Below are 16,538 nucleotides of genomic sequence, written 5' to 3' on the forward strand. Positions count from 1 at the left end.
GGATAAAGGCTGTGGAAAGAATTCGCCCCTGGTAGGGCAGGGTCAGGCTGGGGTCAGCGCCACCTCGTCGACAGGACCACGCCGAAGATGATGAACCCGAAGCCGATCAGCAGGTTCCAGTTGGAGAGCGCGGAGATGCCCGGTGTGTCGGGGGCGACGTAGAACACCGCGATCCAGATGATGCCGATGAGCCAGCTGGCGACCATGACAGGAGCGAGCCAGCGAGGGCTGACCCTGACCACCTGGGTCTTCTGCGGCGGCGTGTAGACGGCCTTCTTGCGGGTCTTGGGCTTAGGCACGGAAGTCTCTCCTGGTGGGCACCCGCGCTGGCGTGCGGGGTTTTGTCAGTAGCGTAACCGCTGCTCGGGCGGAGTACCGAGCAAGGATAGTCGGCGTGGTCCGCTCAGGGCGATCCCCCAGGCGTATGACCTTGTTGCGCGGGTCCAGCCGCCTCCGCGCTGATTGCCGCCTGAAATATATCTATTGCGCAGTTCGTAGGTATTCAGGCGGCCGAACGGCCAACCAGTCATGTCAAAGTTGTAAATACTCCTCCTTTACGGGATGCGATGCCGGTCTCTAAGCTGAACCGGAAGCGCGATCTTGACCTCGTTCGGAACTTCGCCGGGGCCGGAGGCGCTGGAGCGTTCCCCGGGCGGCCGTCTCCTTGCCAACCGGTCGCCGTGCACGGGGCATTCGGGTGGACGCGTAAAACGTAGGGGGAGTGACAGGCCTGATCGGCGATTCTGCGGTGGCTTCACGCCTGCGTCCGGGGATTTCATCCGTAATGCGATTAGTCCGGCGGCACTGGTTATTCGCCGGTGTCCTGACCCTCGCTGTGGCCGTCCGTGCCGTCACGATGATCGGGTACCCGCAGCCCGTGTGGTTCGAGGACTCCTTCGACTACGTCGGCGTGGCCGAGCGGATGCAGCCGTACCCCATCCGGCCCAGCGGCTACTCCTTCGTGCTCTGGCTGACCCGGCCGCTGCACAGCTTCGCCGCCGTCACGGCCCTGCAGCATCTGATGGGGCTGGCGATGGGGGTGATGCTCTACCTCCTCATCCGCCGCCGTGCGCCCCGGCTGGCGAAGCCGTGGGCGGTTCTGGTGGTCTGTCCTGTGCTCCTCGACGGCTACCAGATCTTCTTCGAGCACACGATCTTGAGTGACGTGCTCTTCTCGTTCCTGGTGACGACCGCGACGACGATCACGCTGTGGACGCCGCGGATCTCGCTCGTGCGTGCCGCGCTGGCGGCACTTTTCATCGCGGCCGCGGTGCTCACGCGCTCCACAGGGCTCGTGCTGCTGCCTCTCCTGGCCGGGTATCTGCTGATCAACCGCGCGGGATGGCGGGCCCTCGGCGCGGCCTCCGCGGTCGCGGCGTTGTGCCTTGGCGGCTATGCCCTCTGGTACGACGCCTGGCACGGCTCCCCCGCGCTCAACGGCGGAAGCGGAGTGTGGCTCTGGGCTCGCACCATGCCGATCGCCGACTGCACGAGAACCGTGCCCCGCGCCGACGAGGCGATCCTGTGCCCGTCGGGACCCCGTGAGGGGCGGCCGAGCTCGCCGGCGTTCATCTGGTCGCCCTGGTCGCCGCTGCGGAAGATCCCCGGGCATGCGATCACCATGCGGCCCGACCTGTTCCACCCGCAGATCGACGATCTCGCCGGCCGCTTCGCCCGCAGGGTCATCCTCAGCCAGCCCCTCGACTATCTGGGCCTGGTCGCCAAAGACGCCGCCCGGACGCTGGCGTGGGGCAGGGGACCGGACCCCGGGCCGATCTTCTACAACCGGTACGCCTTCCCCAACGCCGCCGGCCCGCTGCCCGACGGCGTACGGATCGCCGGGGGAACCATCCAGCACGACCTGCGGGCCTACGAGCAGGGCGCCGTGGCCATCCGGTTCGACGAGCCGATGGCTGGGATCATGCGCGGGTACCTGTCGTACGTCTACCTGCCCGGCACGGTGTTCGGGCTCCTGCTGGGCTACACCGCCGTCCGTGCTGTACGCCGCCGCGGGGAGACCGGAAAGGCGGTGGCGCTGCCGCTGGCCTTCGCAGTCGCGCTCGTGATCGCGCCGGTGGTGGTCGCCGCCTACGACAGCAGGTACTGGCTGCCCGCCGTCCCGCTGCTCGGCATGGCCGCCGCCATCTCGTTCGCCGATCGCCTCCCTGTGAGACCCCTGGTACGGCCGGCAGTGCGTGTGGACGCGTCTATGTCCTAGTCTGATGCTGAATCACGCGTTCTCGTCCCCGGTGGGTGCATGACCGCTTCTCGTGTCCTCGTGGTGGACAACCACGACAGCTTCGTCCACACGATCGTGCAGTATCTCCGTGAGCTGGGCGCCGACTGCGACGTCCGGCCGCGCGACCATGTCACGGTGGACGACGCCGACGGCTTCGACGGTGTGCTGGTCTCCCCCGGGCCGGGCACTCCCGAGGCGGCCGGGGTGAGCGTCCCTCTCGTACGGCACTGCGCGGAGCGTGAGATTCCACTCCTTGGGATCTGTCTCGGCCACCAGGCCATCGCCGTCGCCTACGGTGGCACCGTCACGCGGGCCCCCGAGCTGATGCACGGCCGTACGAGCCCGATCTCCCACGACGGCCGCGGCGTGTTCGCGCAGATCCCCTCACCGGTGACGATGACGCGTTATCACTCGCTGGCGGTCGTGCCGGACACGGTTCCCGAGGTCCTGGAGGTCACGGCGACCACGCCGGACGGCGTCGTCATGGGCCTGCGGCACCACGCCGCGCCCGTCGAAGGAGTGCAGTTCCACCCGGAGTCGGTCGTGTCAGAGCACGGTCACAAATTGCTCGGAAATTGGCTTCGTCAGATCGTGTAACACTTTCCGCCTTCCGGGCGAACTAACAGATGAGGGCCTCCGCCATTGCCCCCGAGTGGCGGAGGCCCTCTTTTATGCCCTGACGGGCCCGTATCCGCCCGGAAACGCGACGAGGGCCCTCCGGTTGACCGGAGAGCCCTCGTGAGACCGAGCTGAGATCAGTGGCCGCCACCACCGCCGATGATCCCGCCGCCGCCGTTACCGGGGTCGTTCGGGTCGCCCGTGCCCGGGTCGTTCGGGTCGCCGGTCGGCGGGGTCTGGGTCGGCGGGGTCTGCGTGGGCGGGGTCTGCGTGGGCGGGGTCTGCGTGGGCGGCGTCTGCACGGGCGGCGGCCCGCTGGAGACCGTGATCGTGATGATCGTGCCCGGCAGCACCTCCGTTCCTTCGCCCGGCGCCTGGTCCATGACGATGCCCTGGGCGACTACGGTGCTCTGCTGCCTGACGACCTTGACCTTGAAGCCGGAGCCGGTCAACTGAGACTTGGCGTCGCTCTCGTTCAGCTGGATGACGCCCGGGACGCTGACCTTCTCCATCGGCACATACAGGCTGACCGTCGTGCCCTTGTCCACGCTGGTGCCCGGCTTGGGGTTGGTGTCGAAGACCTGGTTCTGCGGCCTGCTGGTCTGCCGCGCGACGATGCGTCCGGACAGGCCCAGATCCTCCAGTGCCTGCTGGGCCTCCTCAGGCGACTTGCCGATGAGGTCCTCGGGGATCTTGATCTTTTCCGGTCCCTTGGAGAGCACCAGGGTGACGGTGCTCTGAGGGTCGACCTCGGTGCCGGCTTTAGGGTCGCTGCTGATCACCGCGCCCTTCGGCACTTCGTCGCTGAACTGCTCGTCGCCGTAGGCCACCGTGAGCTTCAGGTCATTCAGAGCCTGTTCGGCGGCGTCCTTGGTCTGGCCCTCCAGCGTCGGCACCGCGACCTTCGTGCTCGCGCCCGAGTCGCCGCCCCCGAAGGCGAGGTAGCCGATGCCGATGAACGCGCCGATGACCAGCAGCGGGATCAGAATCCACGCCGCCGTCTTCAACGCCTTGTTGTCGTCCCCCTGGCGCCGGTGGCCGTCGTAGCGGCCGCCCCGCTCCTCGGGCGCGTAGTTGTAGTCGGGGATGGCCCGGGTGCCCTGCGTGGGCGCTCCGGCGGCCATCGTCCGGGTACGGTCCTGGGCGCCGTGCACGCCGTAGTTGGCCATCGCCATCGTCTGCGGGTCGACCGGCATGCCCGACATCACACGCTGGATGTCGGCACGCATCTCCTCGGCGCCCTGATAGCGGTGCACCGGGTCCTTGGCCATGGCCTTGAGGACGATGGCGTCGGCCCACTTCGGGATCTCCGGGTCGATCCGCGACGGCGGGATCGGCTCCTCCCGGACATGCTGGTAGGCGATGGCGACGGGCGAGTCTCCCGTGAAGGGCGGCTGGCCAGTCAGCAGCTCATAGAGCACGCAGCCGGTCGAGTAGATGTCGCTGCGCGCGTCGACGCGCTCGCCGCGCGCCTGCTCGGGCGACAGGTACTGCGCGGTGCCGATCACCTGGGCGGTCTGCGTCATCGTCGCGGCGGAGTCGGCCATCGCGCGGGCGATGCCGAAGTCCATCACCTTGACCTCGCCGTTGCGGGTCAGCATGATGTTCGCCGGTTTGATGTCCCGGTGGACGATGCCGCCCCTGTGGCTGTAGTCGAGCGCCCTGAGGATGCCGTCGACCAGCTCCATCGCCCGCTCGGGCAGCAGCCGCCGGTCGGCGCGCAGCAGGTCCCGCAGCGTCCGGCCGTCGACGTACTCCATCACGATGTAGGGCACAGGCGTCCCGTCCATCATGTCCTCGCCGGTGTCGTACACGGCGATGATCGACGGGTGGTTCAGCGAGGCGGCCGACTGGGCCTCCCTGCGGAACCTCGCCTGGAAGGTGTGGTCCCTCGCCAGGTCCGAGCGGAGCGTCTTGATCGCGACAATACGGTCCAGCCGGATGTCCCGGGCGCGATACACCTCGGCCATACCGCCACGCCCGACGACGCCGTCGAGCTGATAGCGTCCGCCCAGAAGTCGTGGCTGAGTCATTTCCTGCACTGTCCCTTGCCGTTCATCTTGGGGTGCCACCGCTGTCCATCATCGGCCCCTTTCCCCATCACGTCTCCTCAATCAGAGGTCTTGTGTCTATTGGGGACCCCGTGGGGCCGGGAGTATTACCTGGCGTCGCGGTAGAGGCGGGCATCTTAATGGGGGTAGAGGTCGGGGACGGAGCCGGTGCGGGCGTCCGGGTGGATGGTGCCGACGTGCTTACGATAGCCGACGGCGTTGTGTCAGGCAGTGCCGACATCACACGACCTGCACGAGCGGATACCCGCGCGTGTCGATGGTTGAGAAGCGGTTTCACGAAGGTCACTACTTGAGCACCGCCTGCATGACATCTCGGGCGATCGGGGCGGCGATGGTTCCGCCGGACGCATCGGTTCCGGCGCTCCCCGACTCGACGAAGACGGCCACGGCCACCTTCGGGTTGTCCGCCGGAGCGAAGGAGATGAACCACGCGTGCGACGGCTTGCCGGGTGAGGTCTCGGCGGTGCCGGTCTTGCCGGCGACCGTGATGCCGGGAATCTGGGCGGCGGTGCCGGTGCCCGACCGCACCACGTTGACCATCATCTTCGTCAGTTCTGAGGCCACCTCGGGGCTGACCGCGTCGGTGAACTCCTCCGGGTCGGTGGCGGTGATCTCACTGCCGTCCGGACCCATGATCTTATTGACGAGGTACGGCTGCATGACCACGCCCTTGTTGGCGATTCCCGCGGCCACCATGGCCATCTGCAGGGGCGTCATCTGGTTGCTGCGCTGCCCGATTGCGGTCTGGGCCAGCGCGGCCGGGCCCAGGTCGGCGCCGATGTCGCTGGCGTGCACGCTCAGCGGGATCGACAGCTTCTTGCCGACGCCGAACTTCTCCGCCTGCGCCTTCAGCTTGTCGTAGCCGAGATCGATGCCGATCTTGCCGAAGGCCGTGTTGCACGAGATGGTCAGGGCCGCGATCAGCGTCGACCTGCCGCCGCACGACTCGCCGCCCGCGTTGCGCAACACGACGCTGGTCTGCGGCAGCGGGAGCTCGTCGGGCGCGTCGACCACCGTGTTCTCGTCCCGGGAGCCGTCCTCGCTGAGGAAGGCCGCAGACGTGATCGTCTTGAAGGTGGAGCCGGGCGCGTAGGTCTCGTCGATGGCGCGGTTGATCAGCGGCCTGTTCGAGTCCTTGGCGAGCTTGTTGTACGCCGCGTTGACCTTGCCCTTGTCGACGACGGCCAGCGGGTTGGGATCGTAGGTGGGCACCGAGACCATCGTCAGGATCGCCCCGGTCCGCGGGTCGATCGCCACGACGGCTCCCCGCTTGCCGGTGCTCGCCAGCGCCCTGTAGGCGGCCTGCTGCGCGTCGACGTTCAGCGTCAGGTCGACGGTGGCGCCCTTGGCCGGCTTGTTGGTGAGCAGGTCGATGGCGCGGCGCACGACCAGGTCGGGGTGGCTGCCGTCGAGGTAGTCGTTCTCCGTGCCTTCGATGCCCGTCGCACTCTCGGGGGCGAAGAATCCGACGACCGGCGCGAACGCCTTACCCAGCGGGTATTCCCGTTCGAACCGGAAGGTCGGGTCCCCGGTGTCGACGGTCTTGGCCAGGGTCACCTTGCCGTTCTCGGCGGTGATCCATCCACGGTCGATGGCGTATCGCGCGAAGAAGGACCGGACGTTGCGGTTGTCGTGGCGCAGGCTGTCGGCCTTGATGGTGCCCAAATAGGTCACGTTGGCCATGAGGAGGCCGAACATGAGGAGGCAGGCCACGGCGGCGCGTTTGAGCGTGCCGTTCATCGCTGCATCACCTGCGTGAGTCCTTCGTCCTGGATTGCCTGGGGCGGCGGCCTGCGCGCACCATCCGACATGCGTACCAGCACCGCGATAAGTATCCAGTTAGCCAGCAGCGCCGACCCGCCGGCCGACATGAACGGCGTCACGAGTCCCGTCAGCGGGATCAGTCGGGTAACACCGCCGACGATGATGAACACCTGCCAGGCCAGGATGAACGACACTCCGCCGGCCAGAAGCTTCGAGAACGGGTCCCGGGCGGCGAGCGCCGTGCGCAGACCACGCTGGACGATCAGGGCGTACACCATGAGGATCGCCATCAGGCCGGTGAGGCCGAGCTCCTCGCCGACGGCGTCGAAGATGAAGTCGGAGAAGGCGAACGGGATGATGTTGGGATGGCCCTGGCCGAGCCCGGTGCCGAGGATGCCGCCGGAGCCCAGCGAGAACAGCCCCTGCATGAGCTGGTAGCTGCCGCCGAGCTCGCGGTTGTAGAGCTCGTCGGATTCGGCGTGCAGCCATCCGTCGAAGCGGGCCTCGACGTGGCTGAAGATCTGCCCGGCGAGGATCGCGCCGCCGACGAAGAGCAGGATTCCGATGAGCACCCAGGAGGTGCGCTGGGTCGCGATGTAGAGCATCGCGATGAAGGTGCCGAACAGCAGCAGCGAGGTGCCGAGATCCTTCTCGCCGACCAGTACGGCGATGCTGAGCGCCCAGGTGATGAGCACGGGGCCGAGGTCGCGGGCGCGGGGCAGGTCGATGAACAGCAGGCGGCGGCCGGCCAGCGCCAGCACGTCGCGCTTGGTGACCAGATATCCGGCGAAGAACACGACGAGCGCGAGTTTGGCGAACTCGCCCGGCTGGATGGAGAACCCGACGTTGATCCAGATGCGCGAGCCGTTGATCTCCGTGCCGATGAACGGCAGCAGCGGGAGCACGAGGAGGACGACGCCGACGAAACCCGCGGTGTACGTGAGACGCTGCAGGGTGCGCTGGTCCTTCAACACGATCAAGGTCGCGGAGAACATCACGACGCCCAGCGCAGTCCACATGAGCTGGGATGTGGCGTTGGCGCCCTTCATGTCGGCCTGCTCGAGCCGGTAGATCATGACGAGCCCGAGCCCGTTGACCAGCGTCACCAGCGGCAGGAGCAGCGGATCGGCCCAAGGGGCGAATTTGGCGAGCACGAGGTAGGCGGCGAGCATCACCGCGCCGAGGCCGAGACCGTAGGTGAGCGTGCCCGAAGGGATCTTGCCGTCCAACCCCAGGCCGACGCTGGCGTAGGCGCCCATGACGATCAGCACGGCGAAGCCGAGCATCGCGAGCTGTGCCCCGCGCCTCTTCGCGGTCATCGGGACGGGGGCGCCGTCGGCAGCACTCACTTAGCCGACCTCGTCGGGGTCGGCGTGGTCCTCGGCTGAGTCGCCTTCTGCGGGGTGGTCTCCGCCACCGGGGTGAAGCTCTTGAGCGTCGTGATCCCGGCCTCGAGGGTGTTGACCGGGATCCCGCTGTTGATCTGGTCCTGCTGCACGGCAGGCAGGGACGATAGCTTCACGTGGTCGGTGTAGGCGACCTCGTTGAGGGACAGGGGGCCCAGTTGCGCGTCGACGCCACGGAAGACGACGAGCTCTCCTCCGTGGACGCCGATGTAGAACTGGTCCTGGGTCCACTTGTAGCCGAAGTAGCCGCCTCCGCCGAGCACGGCGGCCGCGACCACGATCAGTGAGGTCACCAGCGGCCATGTCCGGCGTTTGCGCCTGCCCGAGGCGCGCGCCTCGGGCAGGGGTTCGTCGTCGAGATGGTCGTCCACGATCACGGGCTGCGGTGCCGTGACGACGGTCGCGCGGCCTGCCGGCGTGTCCGGCGGCGCCGAGCGCCCCCGCCCCGACCCCGCCGCCCCGACGACCGCCGCGGCCGAAACGGGCACCTGGGCGTCGTCGACCTCGATCACGTCCGCGAGCACGCAGGTGATGTTGTCGGGCCCGCCGCCCCTGTTGGCGAGGTCGATGAGCTGGCGAACGACCTCTTCCGGGTCCTCGACCGTGCTGAGCGTGTGGTGCAGCGTCTCCGCGCTGACCACGGCGGAAAGACCGTCCGAGCACAGCAGATACCGGTCGCCCACCTGGGCCTCCCGGTCCTGCAGGTCGGGGTCGACCTCACCGCTGCCGTCGAGGGCGCGCAACAGGATCGAGCGTTGGGGGTGGTTGGCCGCCTCTTCCTGCGTGATGCGGCCGTCGTCCACCAACGACTGGACGAGGGTGTGGTCGTGCGTGATCTGGTACAGCTCGCCGTTGCGCAGCAGATACGCACGCGAGTCGCCCACATGGATCAGCGCGAACCGGGGCCCGTTCCAGAGCATCGCGGTGAGGGTGGTGCCCATGCCCTTGAGGCTCGGATCCCGGGCCACCATCGCGTGAAGCTGATGGTTGGCGTCGCGAACCGCCGCCTCGATCTCGCTGAGCAGGTCACCCCCGAAGGCGTCCTTGTCGAGGGACGACATGGCGGCGATGGCGACCGAGCTGGCCACCTCGCCGTGAGCATGCCCGCCCATGCCGTCGGCGACGGCGAGCAGGCGGCCGCTGGCGTACGCGGAGTCCTCGTTGCCTTCGCGGAGGAGTCCGACGTCCGAGCGGGCGGCGTAGCGGAGTGCGATTGTCATTTGCGCAATTCGATGACGGTCTTGCCGATGCGGATCGGAACTCCGAGAGGCACCGGGGTCGGGCGGGTCACTTTCGAGCGTTCAAGGTACGTGCCGTTGGTCGAGCCGAGATCTTCCACGATCCACTGGCCGTCCTGGGGAAAGAGCCGGGCGTGCCGGCTCGAAGCGTAGTCATCGCTGAGAACCAGCGTGGCGTCGTTCGCTCGGCCGATGGTGATGGGAGTCTCCGAAAGGTTGATGATGGTCCCTTGCAGGGGGCCACCGGTGACGATCAGCTGACGAGGGTCACCCTTCTTGGGCCTCGACGGGGGTTTGGCCGCTTTCGCCGGTTTACGTGGGGGCGCAGGTGCCGTACGCGGGCCGAACAAGTCTGTCCGGATGACGCCGACCGCGGCAATCACGAAGAACCACAGCGCCGCCAGGAAGGCGAGCCGGATCAGCAGCAGCGTTAGCTCGGACATGGACCGCTTGTCTACCTCTAATCGCGCCGGAACACCAGTGTCGTGCGACCCAGTGTCACCCTCGTGCCGTCCTGCATCTCAACGGTGCGGATCGGCTGGCCATTGATGAACGTGCCGTTCGTGGACCCCAGGTCGACGAGGAGGACATTCTGCCCCTCGACGCGCAGCTCGGCATGGTGCCGGGATACGCCGGGATCCACCAGCCGGAGATCGCAGTCGGTCCCCCGGCCGAGCAGCGTCACCGGAGTTGTCAGCTCGTAGGAGCGCTGCCCCTGCGGATCGTCCTGGGTGGACACGAGGAGCCGGGGACGTCCCGTGAAAGCCCCGGGCCGGCCCGCGGGCAGGTCGCTCACCGGCTGACGGATCTCGTCCTGCTCGACCGTCGCCCCCCGGATGACGCCCGACCTGATCCGGAACAGCCCAACCGCGAGATCGTCGGCGGTCTCGAACCGCATCCGCACCGGCCCGACGAACGAGTAGCCCTGCTCCTTGGCGTACTCCCTGGCCAGGTTCGCCAGCTCGTGGCCGATGCTGTCGGCGTAGACCTCGAGGCGTTCGCTGTCGGTCGTCGAGAGCTCCACCACGAAGTCGTTCGGCACGAGAGTCCGGCCCTGGGCGACGATCGCCGCCCGCTCGTCCATCTCTCTCTGTACGGCGCTGGCAACCTCGACCGGCTGGAGGTCGGACTTGAAGGCCCGCGCAAAGGCACCTTCAACCAAGCCTTCGAGCCTGCGCTCGAAGCGCTGAAGGACTCCCACCGGCTACCTCCCTTCCACTCTGTCTATGGTCGCGACCCGCTCCGGCGCTTCAGCGAGCTCCTTCGCTCCGTCGTCTAGAAGGATCGTATCCGGGTTCGGTAGCACCGGCGGTTGCGTGCTAACCTTTCCAGGCACCCAGCGATGGGAGCTCCCGTAAGGGGCAAGTGGCGGAATGGCAGACGCGCACGGTTCAGGTCCGTGTGTCCGAAAGGACGTGGGGGTTCAACTCCCCCCTTGCCCACAGAGAAATTCGTGGCCTCGGTGGCCGGAAGCATGTGCTTCCCCAACACCGGGGCTTTTTTCATTGCATCCGCCGGTTTCCCCGGTCGCTCAGGCGTTCTGGTCTCGGCGGGGCGGGCCGGGGGCATTCGCCTCACTCCTTTCTCTCGTTGCGCCCTAGGTGGGCGACGCGGTCCGACGAAGATCCTCTTGATCCCTTTCAATCCGCTTTCACCCCGCTTGCGCGCGTCCGTGGGCCAGTGGTGACGGCAGGACTCATTTCCATAAGTCTCATAAAATGAGACGTTTCATCTTGGCATGAGAGACACGTCATAGCATGCCGCCCATGGAAAGACCGAATCGGTGGATCATGCTCGGCCTCGGCGTGGCGGCCCAGGGCGCGGGCTGCGTGTTCATGTACGGCCTGCCGTTCCTGCTCCCCACTCTGGAATCGGACTACGGGCTCTCGCTCGCCCAGGCCGGCGTCATCGTCGGGGCGCCCAGTGCCGGAATGCTCTTCACGCTGATCGCCTGGGGGTGGGCCGCCGACAAGTACGGCGAGCGCCTCACCATGACCGGCGGCCTGGCGCTGGCCACGGCCTTCCTCGGGCTCGCCGCATTCTCCCCTCACCCGGCCGTGCTCGCCGTGGCGCTCGCCCTGGCCGGAGCCTCGGGCGCGTCCGCGAACGCCTCGAGCGGCAGGGTCGTGCTCGGCTGGTTCCCCAGGGAGAAGCGCGGGGTCGCGATGGGCTGGCGGCAGACCGCGCAGCCTCTCGGCGTCGCGCTGGCCGGGGTGATCGCCCCCTTCGCCCTGCACCTCGGCGGCCTGCGCGGCGCCCTTCTCGCCATGACCGCGATCTGCCTGGTCACGACCGTGTGCGTCGGCGTCTTCGTCGTCGATCCGCCCCGCCCCGCCGCCGTCCCCGGAGAACGTACGGCCTCGCCGTACCGGGATCCGGTGTTGTGGCGGGTGCACGCGGCCAGCATGCTGCTGGTCGTCCCCCAGTTCGCCACGGCCGCGTTCGCCCTGACCTTCCTGGTGTCCGAGCGGCACTGGGACGCGGGGACGGCCAGCCAGGTGATCGCGGCCGCCCAGCTCGCGGGCGCGGGCGGGCGTCTGCTCTGCGGCCGCTGGTCCGACTGGGCGGGAAGCCGGGTCGGGCCGATGCGGCAGCTCGCCGTGATCAACGGCGTCGCCATGCTGGCGCTGGCCGCGGGCGCCCAGACGGGGAACGCGCTCGGCTCCGCCCTGCTCATCGCGGCCCTGGTGATCTCGATGAGCGGTAACGGCCTCGCCTTCACCGCCGTCTCCGAGCTTGCCGGCCCCGCGTGGGCGGGCCGGGCGATGGGCGGGCAGAACACGGCGCAGAACCTGGTGGCCGCGGGCACGCCCCCGGTGCTCGGCGCGCTCATCACCGGCACCGGATTCGGTACGGCTTTCGCCCTCGCCGGCGCGCTGGCCCTGGCCGCGTCGGCGGCCACCCCCGGGCGGTCAGGGCTCAGGCGCACGGAGCTCGAAGCGGAGCTCGGGTAGGCGGGTCTCAGGCGGGCAGGAGCTCGCCCACCAGCCTTGACTGGTCGATCACCCCGATCGGCGTGCCGTCCTCGCCGATCACCACGCCGAGCTGGGCGTGGGCCTCCTGGAGCACCCGGAGGGCGTCCGGGATCGTGGTGCCGCTCGGAAGCCGGGGAGCGGGCGTGGCGAGCTCGGCGAGCGGCCTGCCCGGCTGGACCAGCACGTCGCGCACGTGCAGCACGCCGACCACGCCCTGCGGCGAGACGACCAGCATGCGCAGCCGCCCGCTGCGGGCGGCCGTCTCCCGCACGAGCGCGTCGTCGGCGTCGACGGGCACCGAGGGCGCCTGGTCGAGCGGCAGGAGCAGCCGTTCGACCGGTTGCGACTGCACGCGCAGCGCCCGGATGAGCAGGTCGTGTTCGTCGCGGTCGAGCATGCCCATCCGGCCCGACTCCGCGACCAGCATGGACAGCTGGTGCGGGGTGCGCGTCGTGGCGAGCTCGTCGCGCGGCCGCACGTTGAACAGGTGGAGCAGCCCGTTGGTCGCGCCGTTGAGGGCGGCGAGCGCCGGACGGACGACCCAGGTGAAGGCGCGGAACGGCAGGGCCAGCGACATCGCCGCCGTCTCGGGCCGGGTCAGCGCCCACGACTTGGGCGCCATCTCGCCCGCGACCATGTGGAGGAAGGTCACGAGCGCCAGCGCCACCACGTAGGCGATCGGCGTGCGAAGCGCCTCGGGGAGCAGCGTGAGCACCGGTTCGAGCAGGTGCTCGATGGCCGGCTCCGCGACCATGCCGAGGCCCAGCGAGGACAACGTGATGCCGAGCTGGGCCCCCGCGAGCATCAGCGGCAGCTGCCTGCCGCCCCGCACCGCCCCGCGCGCCGCCAGCTTGATCAGGCGGCCGCCGGACAGCGCGGCCTCCTCCAATCGGTGGCGCCTGGCCGAGACCAGGGCGAACTCGGTCGCGACGAAGAAGCCGTTGGCGACGAGCAGGAACACTCCGAGCAGGATCGCGCCGAACTCGTTCACGCGGGCCTCCCCTGGAAGAGCGCCGAGAAGAGTTCGGGCGCGTAATCGACGTCGGCGGTTCGTTCACCGGCCGCTTCATCGGCGGTCTCGTCGCCCGGCCCGTCCTCACGCAGCACGAGGCGCACCCATTCGGGCACGTGCCTGTGCACGCTCAGCACGGTGAGCAGGGCACGCCTGCCGTCCGGCTGCTCCTCGCCGAACGGGTCGGCCTCCTTGCGGACGGGCGTGGAGACCTGGTCGCCCGGTTCGGCGATGCGGCTGAGCGAGGCCAGGACGAGACCGGCGATCGTCTCGTAGTCCTCGCTCTCGGGCAGCCCCACCCCGGTCGCGCGCTCGACCTCGTCGAGGCGGAGTGTGCCCGGGACGTCCCAGGAGCCGTCGGGGTGGCGGACGACGCCCAGCGGCTCGGGGTCGTTCTCGTCGACCAGTTCGCCCACGAGCTCCTCGGCGAGATCCTCGATGGTCAAGACGCCCGCCAGCCCGCCGTACTCGTCGATCACGCAGGCGAACGTCTCCCCCGAGGTGGACATCCGCCGCAGCAGGTCGGGCAGCGGCAGCGTCGTGGGAACGAGCAGAGGCGGGCGGGTGACGGTCTTGATCGAGCCGGTGTCCGGAGACCCGGCCTCCAGGTACTCCCGGACTCCCGTGACGCCGACCACGTCGTCCTCGTCGGCTCCCAGGACGGGATAGCGGGAGTGGCCGTGTTCGCGCAGGGACTGGAGCAGGTCCGCGACGGGACGGTCCGCCCGCAGCGACTCCACCCGAGGCCGGGGGACCATGACGTCCTCGGCGACGTGATCGCCGAAACGCAGGGCCCGGTCGAGCAGCTCGGCCAGCCGTTGCGGCACCTCGCCCGTTGCCGCCGACTCCGACACGATGCGCGACAGCTCCTCGGGGGTGGCCCCGTGCTCCAGCTCCTCGACGGGCTCGATGCCGACGAGCCGGACAAGCCGGGTGGCGGCGCCGTCGAACAGGCGGATCACCGGGCCGGCGACCTTCAGGTAGATCAGCGTCGACCTGGCGAGGAACTTCGCGGCGGTCTCCGGGCGGGCGATCCCCACGTTCTTCGGGGCCAGCTCACCCAAGATCATCTGTATGATCGTCGCGATGGCGACGCCGCCGGCCACGGCGATGCCGTTCACCATGGCCCCCTGCACTCCGACCGCGCGGAGCGGAGCCTCGACGAGGTCTGCCAGCGCGGGCTGGGCGATGAAGCCCACAAGCAGGGTGGTGACGGTGATGCCCAGCTGGGCCCCGGACAACATGAACGACAGGCGACCGGTGACGTCGAGGGCCCGATGGGCGGCCGAGTCGCCGGCGGCGGCCTGCTCACGGAGCACGGAGCGGTCGGCCGCGACGAACGCGAACTCCTGCGCGACGAAGTAACCGGTGGCGAGGGTCAGGATGAGAACGGCCAGCAGGCCGAGGGCGGCGCTCATGACGCGGCCACCATGTGATCATGCGATCCCGTGCTGAGGCACGGGCTGGTACTCCACGGGTCCGAGGCGGACACTGCAATCCTTTCGAGCGGAGGTCTCTAACCGTAACGGCTGCGTCGGCTCAGGTGTTTCCCCTGTCACGGTCGCCATTCGTTAAAACCGGCTCTGGACATGTTTCGGGGCAAAAGCTTGGTAGGGGATCTGCCTTACCGTGAGGATGGCGACGTACCTTTCAAGTCAGGGGCGTCGGGCGCCCAAATCGGGGTCAAGCAGCGAAGGAAACGGGGACGGGCATGGCCGAGGACGACGACGCCACACGCGCGCATCGGCGGCCGGCCGCCGCTCGATGGCCGAGTGAGCGGCAGGCCGACGACGGCTCTCGGCGGGCCGGAGACCAGGCTCAGCCGTACGACTCCCGGCCCGCGTCCGATCCGCGGCGTGAGGGGGGCGGCGGGTGGGGTGCCGAGCCCTCCGGTCACGGCGGTCAGGGCGGCTGGAGCGCCGAGCCGTCCGGTCACGGGCGGCAGGGAGCGTCCTGGCAGGACGCCGATTCCTGGACGTCCGCCGGGCAGCCCGCTTATCCCGTGCCGGGCGCCGGCTCCTTCCCGGCGGACTCCCCCGCCGCGTCCGCCTCCGGCAGGCCCGACGACACGACCCCCAGGGTCACCTCCAAGGTGTACGGCAAGCCGCGTTCCGGCCAGTCCCCCGTGCGACCCCTCGGCGGGCGCCACGGCGGCCCACCCGGAGACGACGGGCCCGGATCGCCGGGCGGCGGCAGAGGCGCCAGGCGGCCCCGGCGTACCGGCAGGACCATCTTCCGCGTGGTGGCGGGCGTGCTCGCCGTACTGATCGTCGCCGCTGTGGGCGGATATTTCTGGATCGGTTCCAAGCTGAACACCGAAGAGGCGTTCACCGACTACAGCGGCAGGCCCGCGGAGACGCCGGGGGAGGACTGGCTGCTCGTCGGCTCCGACAGCCGGGCCGGCCTGTCGGCAGCCCAGCGGAAGAAGCTCGCCACGGGCAAGGCCGTCGGCAAGCGCACCGACACGATGATGTTGCTCCACATCCCCGAGAGCGGGCGGCCCACCCTCGTCAGCCTCCCGCGTGACTCTTACGTGCCGATCGAGGGGCACGGCAGCGACAAGCTGAACGCGGCCTACGCCTTCGGCGGTCCGAAGCTCCTCACCAAGACCGTCGAGCGGGTGACCGGCATCCGGGTCGACCACTACATGGAGATCGGCTTCGGCGGGTTCGTCGGCATCGTCGACGCGGTCGGCGGGGTGAACATCTGCGTGAAGCAGGACATCAAGGACAAGAAGGCCGGCATCAACCTGAAGAAGGGCTGCCAGGACATGGACGGCGGGACCGCGCTCGGATACGTCCGGACGCGCAAGACCGGCGCCATCCCCGACTTCGACCGCACCCAGCGGCAGCGCCAGTTCTTCTCGGCCATCGTGCAGAAGGCGGCCAGCCCCGGCACGCTGCTCAACCCGTTCACCTCCGTCCCGCTGGCGCTGAGCGCCGCCGATTCGGTCGCCGTCGACCCGAGCACGGGCCTGTTCGACCTGCTGTCGGTCGGCCTGGCGATGAAGGGCGGCCCGGTGACGACCGCGGTGCCCATCGGCTCGCTGCCCACGATCAACGGCGCGGCCGTGGTGAAGTGGGACACGGCCAAGGCGAAGCGGATGTTCGAGGCCCTCGCCCAGGACAAGCCCATCCCGAAGGACACCCTCACCCAGTGACGGGTGCTCTCCGACCGACGGCGCCTCCTTCCATCACACGAGGCTTCTTTCCAT

General features: G+C 69.0%; 13 protein-coding genes and 1 tRNA gene. 5 read left to right on the top strand and 9 right to left on the bottom strand.

Going from position 1 to position 16,538, the window contains the following annotated elements:
- Positions 1-53: 53 nt before the first annotated feature.
- Positions 54-299, bottom strand: a complete 246-nt coding sequence (locus Pth03_RS22480; RefSeq protein ID WP_203946330.1) for a cell division protein CrgA — start codon at positions 297-299, stop codon at positions 54-56.
- A gap of 485 nt (positions 300-784) precedes the next feature.
- Here Pth03_RS22480 and Pth03_RS22485 point away from each other — a divergent pair, with 485 nt between their 5' ends.
- Complete coding sequence (locus tag Pth03_RS22485; RefSeq protein ID WP_203946331.1) at positions 785-2,218, top strand: hypothetical protein; 1,434 nt, start codon at positions 785-787, stop codon at positions 2,216-2,218.
- 39 nt (positions 2,219-2,257) lie between these two features.
- Positions 2,258-2,836, top strand: coding sequence for an anthranilate synthase component II (locus Pth03_RS22490; protein ID WP_203946332.1), 579 nt, complete (start codon positions 2,258-2,260; stop codon positions 2,834-2,836).
- Positions 2,837-2,994: 158 nt separating this feature from the next.
- Here Pth03_RS22490 and pknB read toward each other — a convergent pair whose 3' ends face one another.
- The 6 genes from pknB to Pth03_RS22520 form a co-directional block, all read right to left on the bottom strand.
- Positions 2,995-4,890: a Stk1 family PASTA domain-containing Ser/Thr kinase gene (pknB, locus tag Pth03_RS22495; RefSeq protein WP_203946333.1), complete on the bottom strand. Its 1,896-nt coding sequence runs from the start codon at positions 4,888-4,890 to the stop codon at positions 2,995-2,997.
- Between the two features lie 324 nt (positions 4,891-5,214).
- A complete protein-coding gene (locus tag Pth03_RS22500; RefSeq protein ID WP_203946334.1) occupies positions 5,215-6,669 on the bottom strand; it encodes a peptidoglycan D,D-transpeptidase FtsI family protein in 1,455 nt (484 codons plus the stop codon).
- Positions 6,666-8,012, bottom strand: a complete 1,347-nt coding sequence (locus tag Pth03_RS22505) for an FtsW/RodA/SpoVE family cell cycle protein (protein ID WP_203946472.1) — start codon at positions 8,010-8,012, stop codon at positions 6,666-6,668. Before Pth03_RS22505 ends, Pth03_RS22500 begins: the two co-directional genes overlap by 4 nt.
- Positions 8,013-8,038: 26 nt before the next feature.
- Positions 8,039-9,319: a Stp1/IreP family PP2C-type Ser/Thr phosphatase gene (locus Pth03_RS22510; RefSeq protein ID WP_203946335.1), complete on the bottom strand. Its 1,281-nt coding sequence runs from the start codon at positions 9,317-9,319 to the stop codon at positions 8,039-8,041.
- Positions 9,316-9,780 carry an FHA domain-containing protein FhaB/FipA gene (locus Pth03_RS22515; protein WP_203946336.1) on the bottom strand — a complete coding sequence of 155 codons (465 nt, stop codon included), beginning with the start codon at positions 9,778-9,780 and terminating at the stop codon, positions 9,316-9,318. The genes Pth03_RS22510 and Pth03_RS22515 overlap by 4 nt, the downstream gene beginning before the upstream one ends.
- Positions 9,781-9,797: 17 nt before the next feature.
- Complete coding sequence (locus Pth03_RS22520; RefSeq protein WP_203946337.1) at positions 9,798-10,538, bottom strand: FHA domain-containing protein; 741 nt, start codon at positions 10,536-10,538, stop codon at positions 9,798-9,800.
- 158 nt (positions 10,539-10,696) lie between these two features.
- On the opposite strand from Pth03_RS22520, the gene Pth03_RS22525 reads away from it, so the two are divergent.
- Both Pth03_RS22525 and Pth03_RS22530 read left to right on the top strand, forming a co-directional pair.
- A tRNA-Leu gene (locus tag Pth03_RS22525) sits at positions 10,697-10,779 on the top strand.
- A 324-nt stretch (positions 10,780-11,103) separates the two neighbouring features.
- Positions 11,104-12,291, top strand: coding sequence for an MFS transporter (locus tag Pth03_RS22530; protein WP_203946338.1), 1,188 nt, complete (start codon positions 11,104-11,106; stop codon positions 12,289-12,291).
- 7 nt (positions 12,292-12,298) lie between these two features.
- Here Pth03_RS22530 and Pth03_RS22535 read toward each other — a convergent pair whose 3' ends face one another.
- Both Pth03_RS22535 and Pth03_RS22540 read right to left on the bottom strand, forming a co-directional pair.
- Positions 12,299-13,303, bottom strand: coding sequence for a hemolysin family protein (locus Pth03_RS22535; RefSeq protein WP_203946339.1), 1,005 nt, complete (start codon positions 13,301-13,303; stop codon positions 12,299-12,301).
- Positions 13,300-14,742, bottom strand: coding sequence for a hemolysin family protein (locus tag Pth03_RS22540; protein ID WP_203946340.1), 1,443 nt, complete (start codon positions 14,740-14,742; stop codon positions 13,300-13,302). The genes Pth03_RS22535 and Pth03_RS22540 overlap by 4 nt, the downstream gene beginning before the upstream one ends.
- 293 nt (positions 14,743-15,035) lie before the next feature.
- On the opposite strand from Pth03_RS22540, the gene Pth03_RS22545 reads away from it, so the two are divergent.
- Positions 15,036-16,484: an LCP family protein gene (locus Pth03_RS22545; protein ID WP_203946341.1), complete on the top strand. Its 1,449-nt coding sequence runs from the start codon at positions 15,036-15,038 to the stop codon at positions 16,482-16,484.
- Positions 16,485-16,538: the final 54 nt, after the last annotated feature.

It is taken from the genome of Planotetraspora thailandica (genome assembly GCF_016863335.1).
Taxonomy (GTDB): domain Bacteria; phylum Actinomycetota; class Actinomycetes; order Streptosporangiales; family Streptosporangiaceae; genus Planotetraspora; species Planotetraspora thailandica.

Bases quoted from the DNA above. Each gene is read 5' to 3' on its own strand.
- Pth03_RS22485 (WP_203946331.1), top strand. From the start codon at position 785: ATGCGATTAGTCCGGCGGCACTGGTTATTCGCCGGTGTCCTGACCCTC.
- Pth03_RS22490 (WP_203946332.1), top strand. From the start codon at position 2,258: ATGACCGCTTCTCGTGTCCTCGTGGTGGACAACCACGACAGCTTCGTC.
- pknB (WP_203946333.1), bottom strand. From the start codon at position 4,890: ATGACTCAGCCACGACTTCTGGGCGGACGCTATCAGCTCGACGGCGTC.
- Pth03_RS22500 (WP_203946334.1), bottom strand. From the start codon at position 6,669: ATGAACGGCACGCTCAAACGCGCCGCCGTGGCCTGCCTCCTCATGTTC.
- Pth03_RS22505 (WP_203946472.1), bottom strand. From the start codon at position 8,012: ATGACCGCGAAGAGGCGCGGGGCACAGCTCGCGATGCTCGGCTTCGCC.
- Pth03_RS22510 (WP_203946335.1), bottom strand. From the start codon at position 9,319: ATGACAATCGCACTCCGCTACGCCGCCCGCTCGGACGTCGGACTCCTC.
- Pth03_RS22515 (WP_203946336.1), bottom strand. From the start codon at position 9,780: ATGTCCGAGCTAACGCTGCTGCTGATCCGGCTCGCCTTCCTGGCGGCG.
- Pth03_RS22530 (WP_203946338.1), top strand. From the start codon at position 11,104: ATGGAAAGACCGAATCGGTGGATCATGCTCGGCCTCGGCGTGGCGGCC.
- Pth03_RS22540 (WP_203946340.1), bottom strand. From the start codon at position 14,742: ATGAGCGCCGCCCTCGGCCTGCTGGCCGTTCTCATCCTGACCCTCGCC.
- Pth03_RS22545 (WP_203946341.1), top strand. From the start codon at position 15,036: ATGGCCGAGGACGACGACGCCACACGCGCGCATCGGCGGCCGGCCGCC.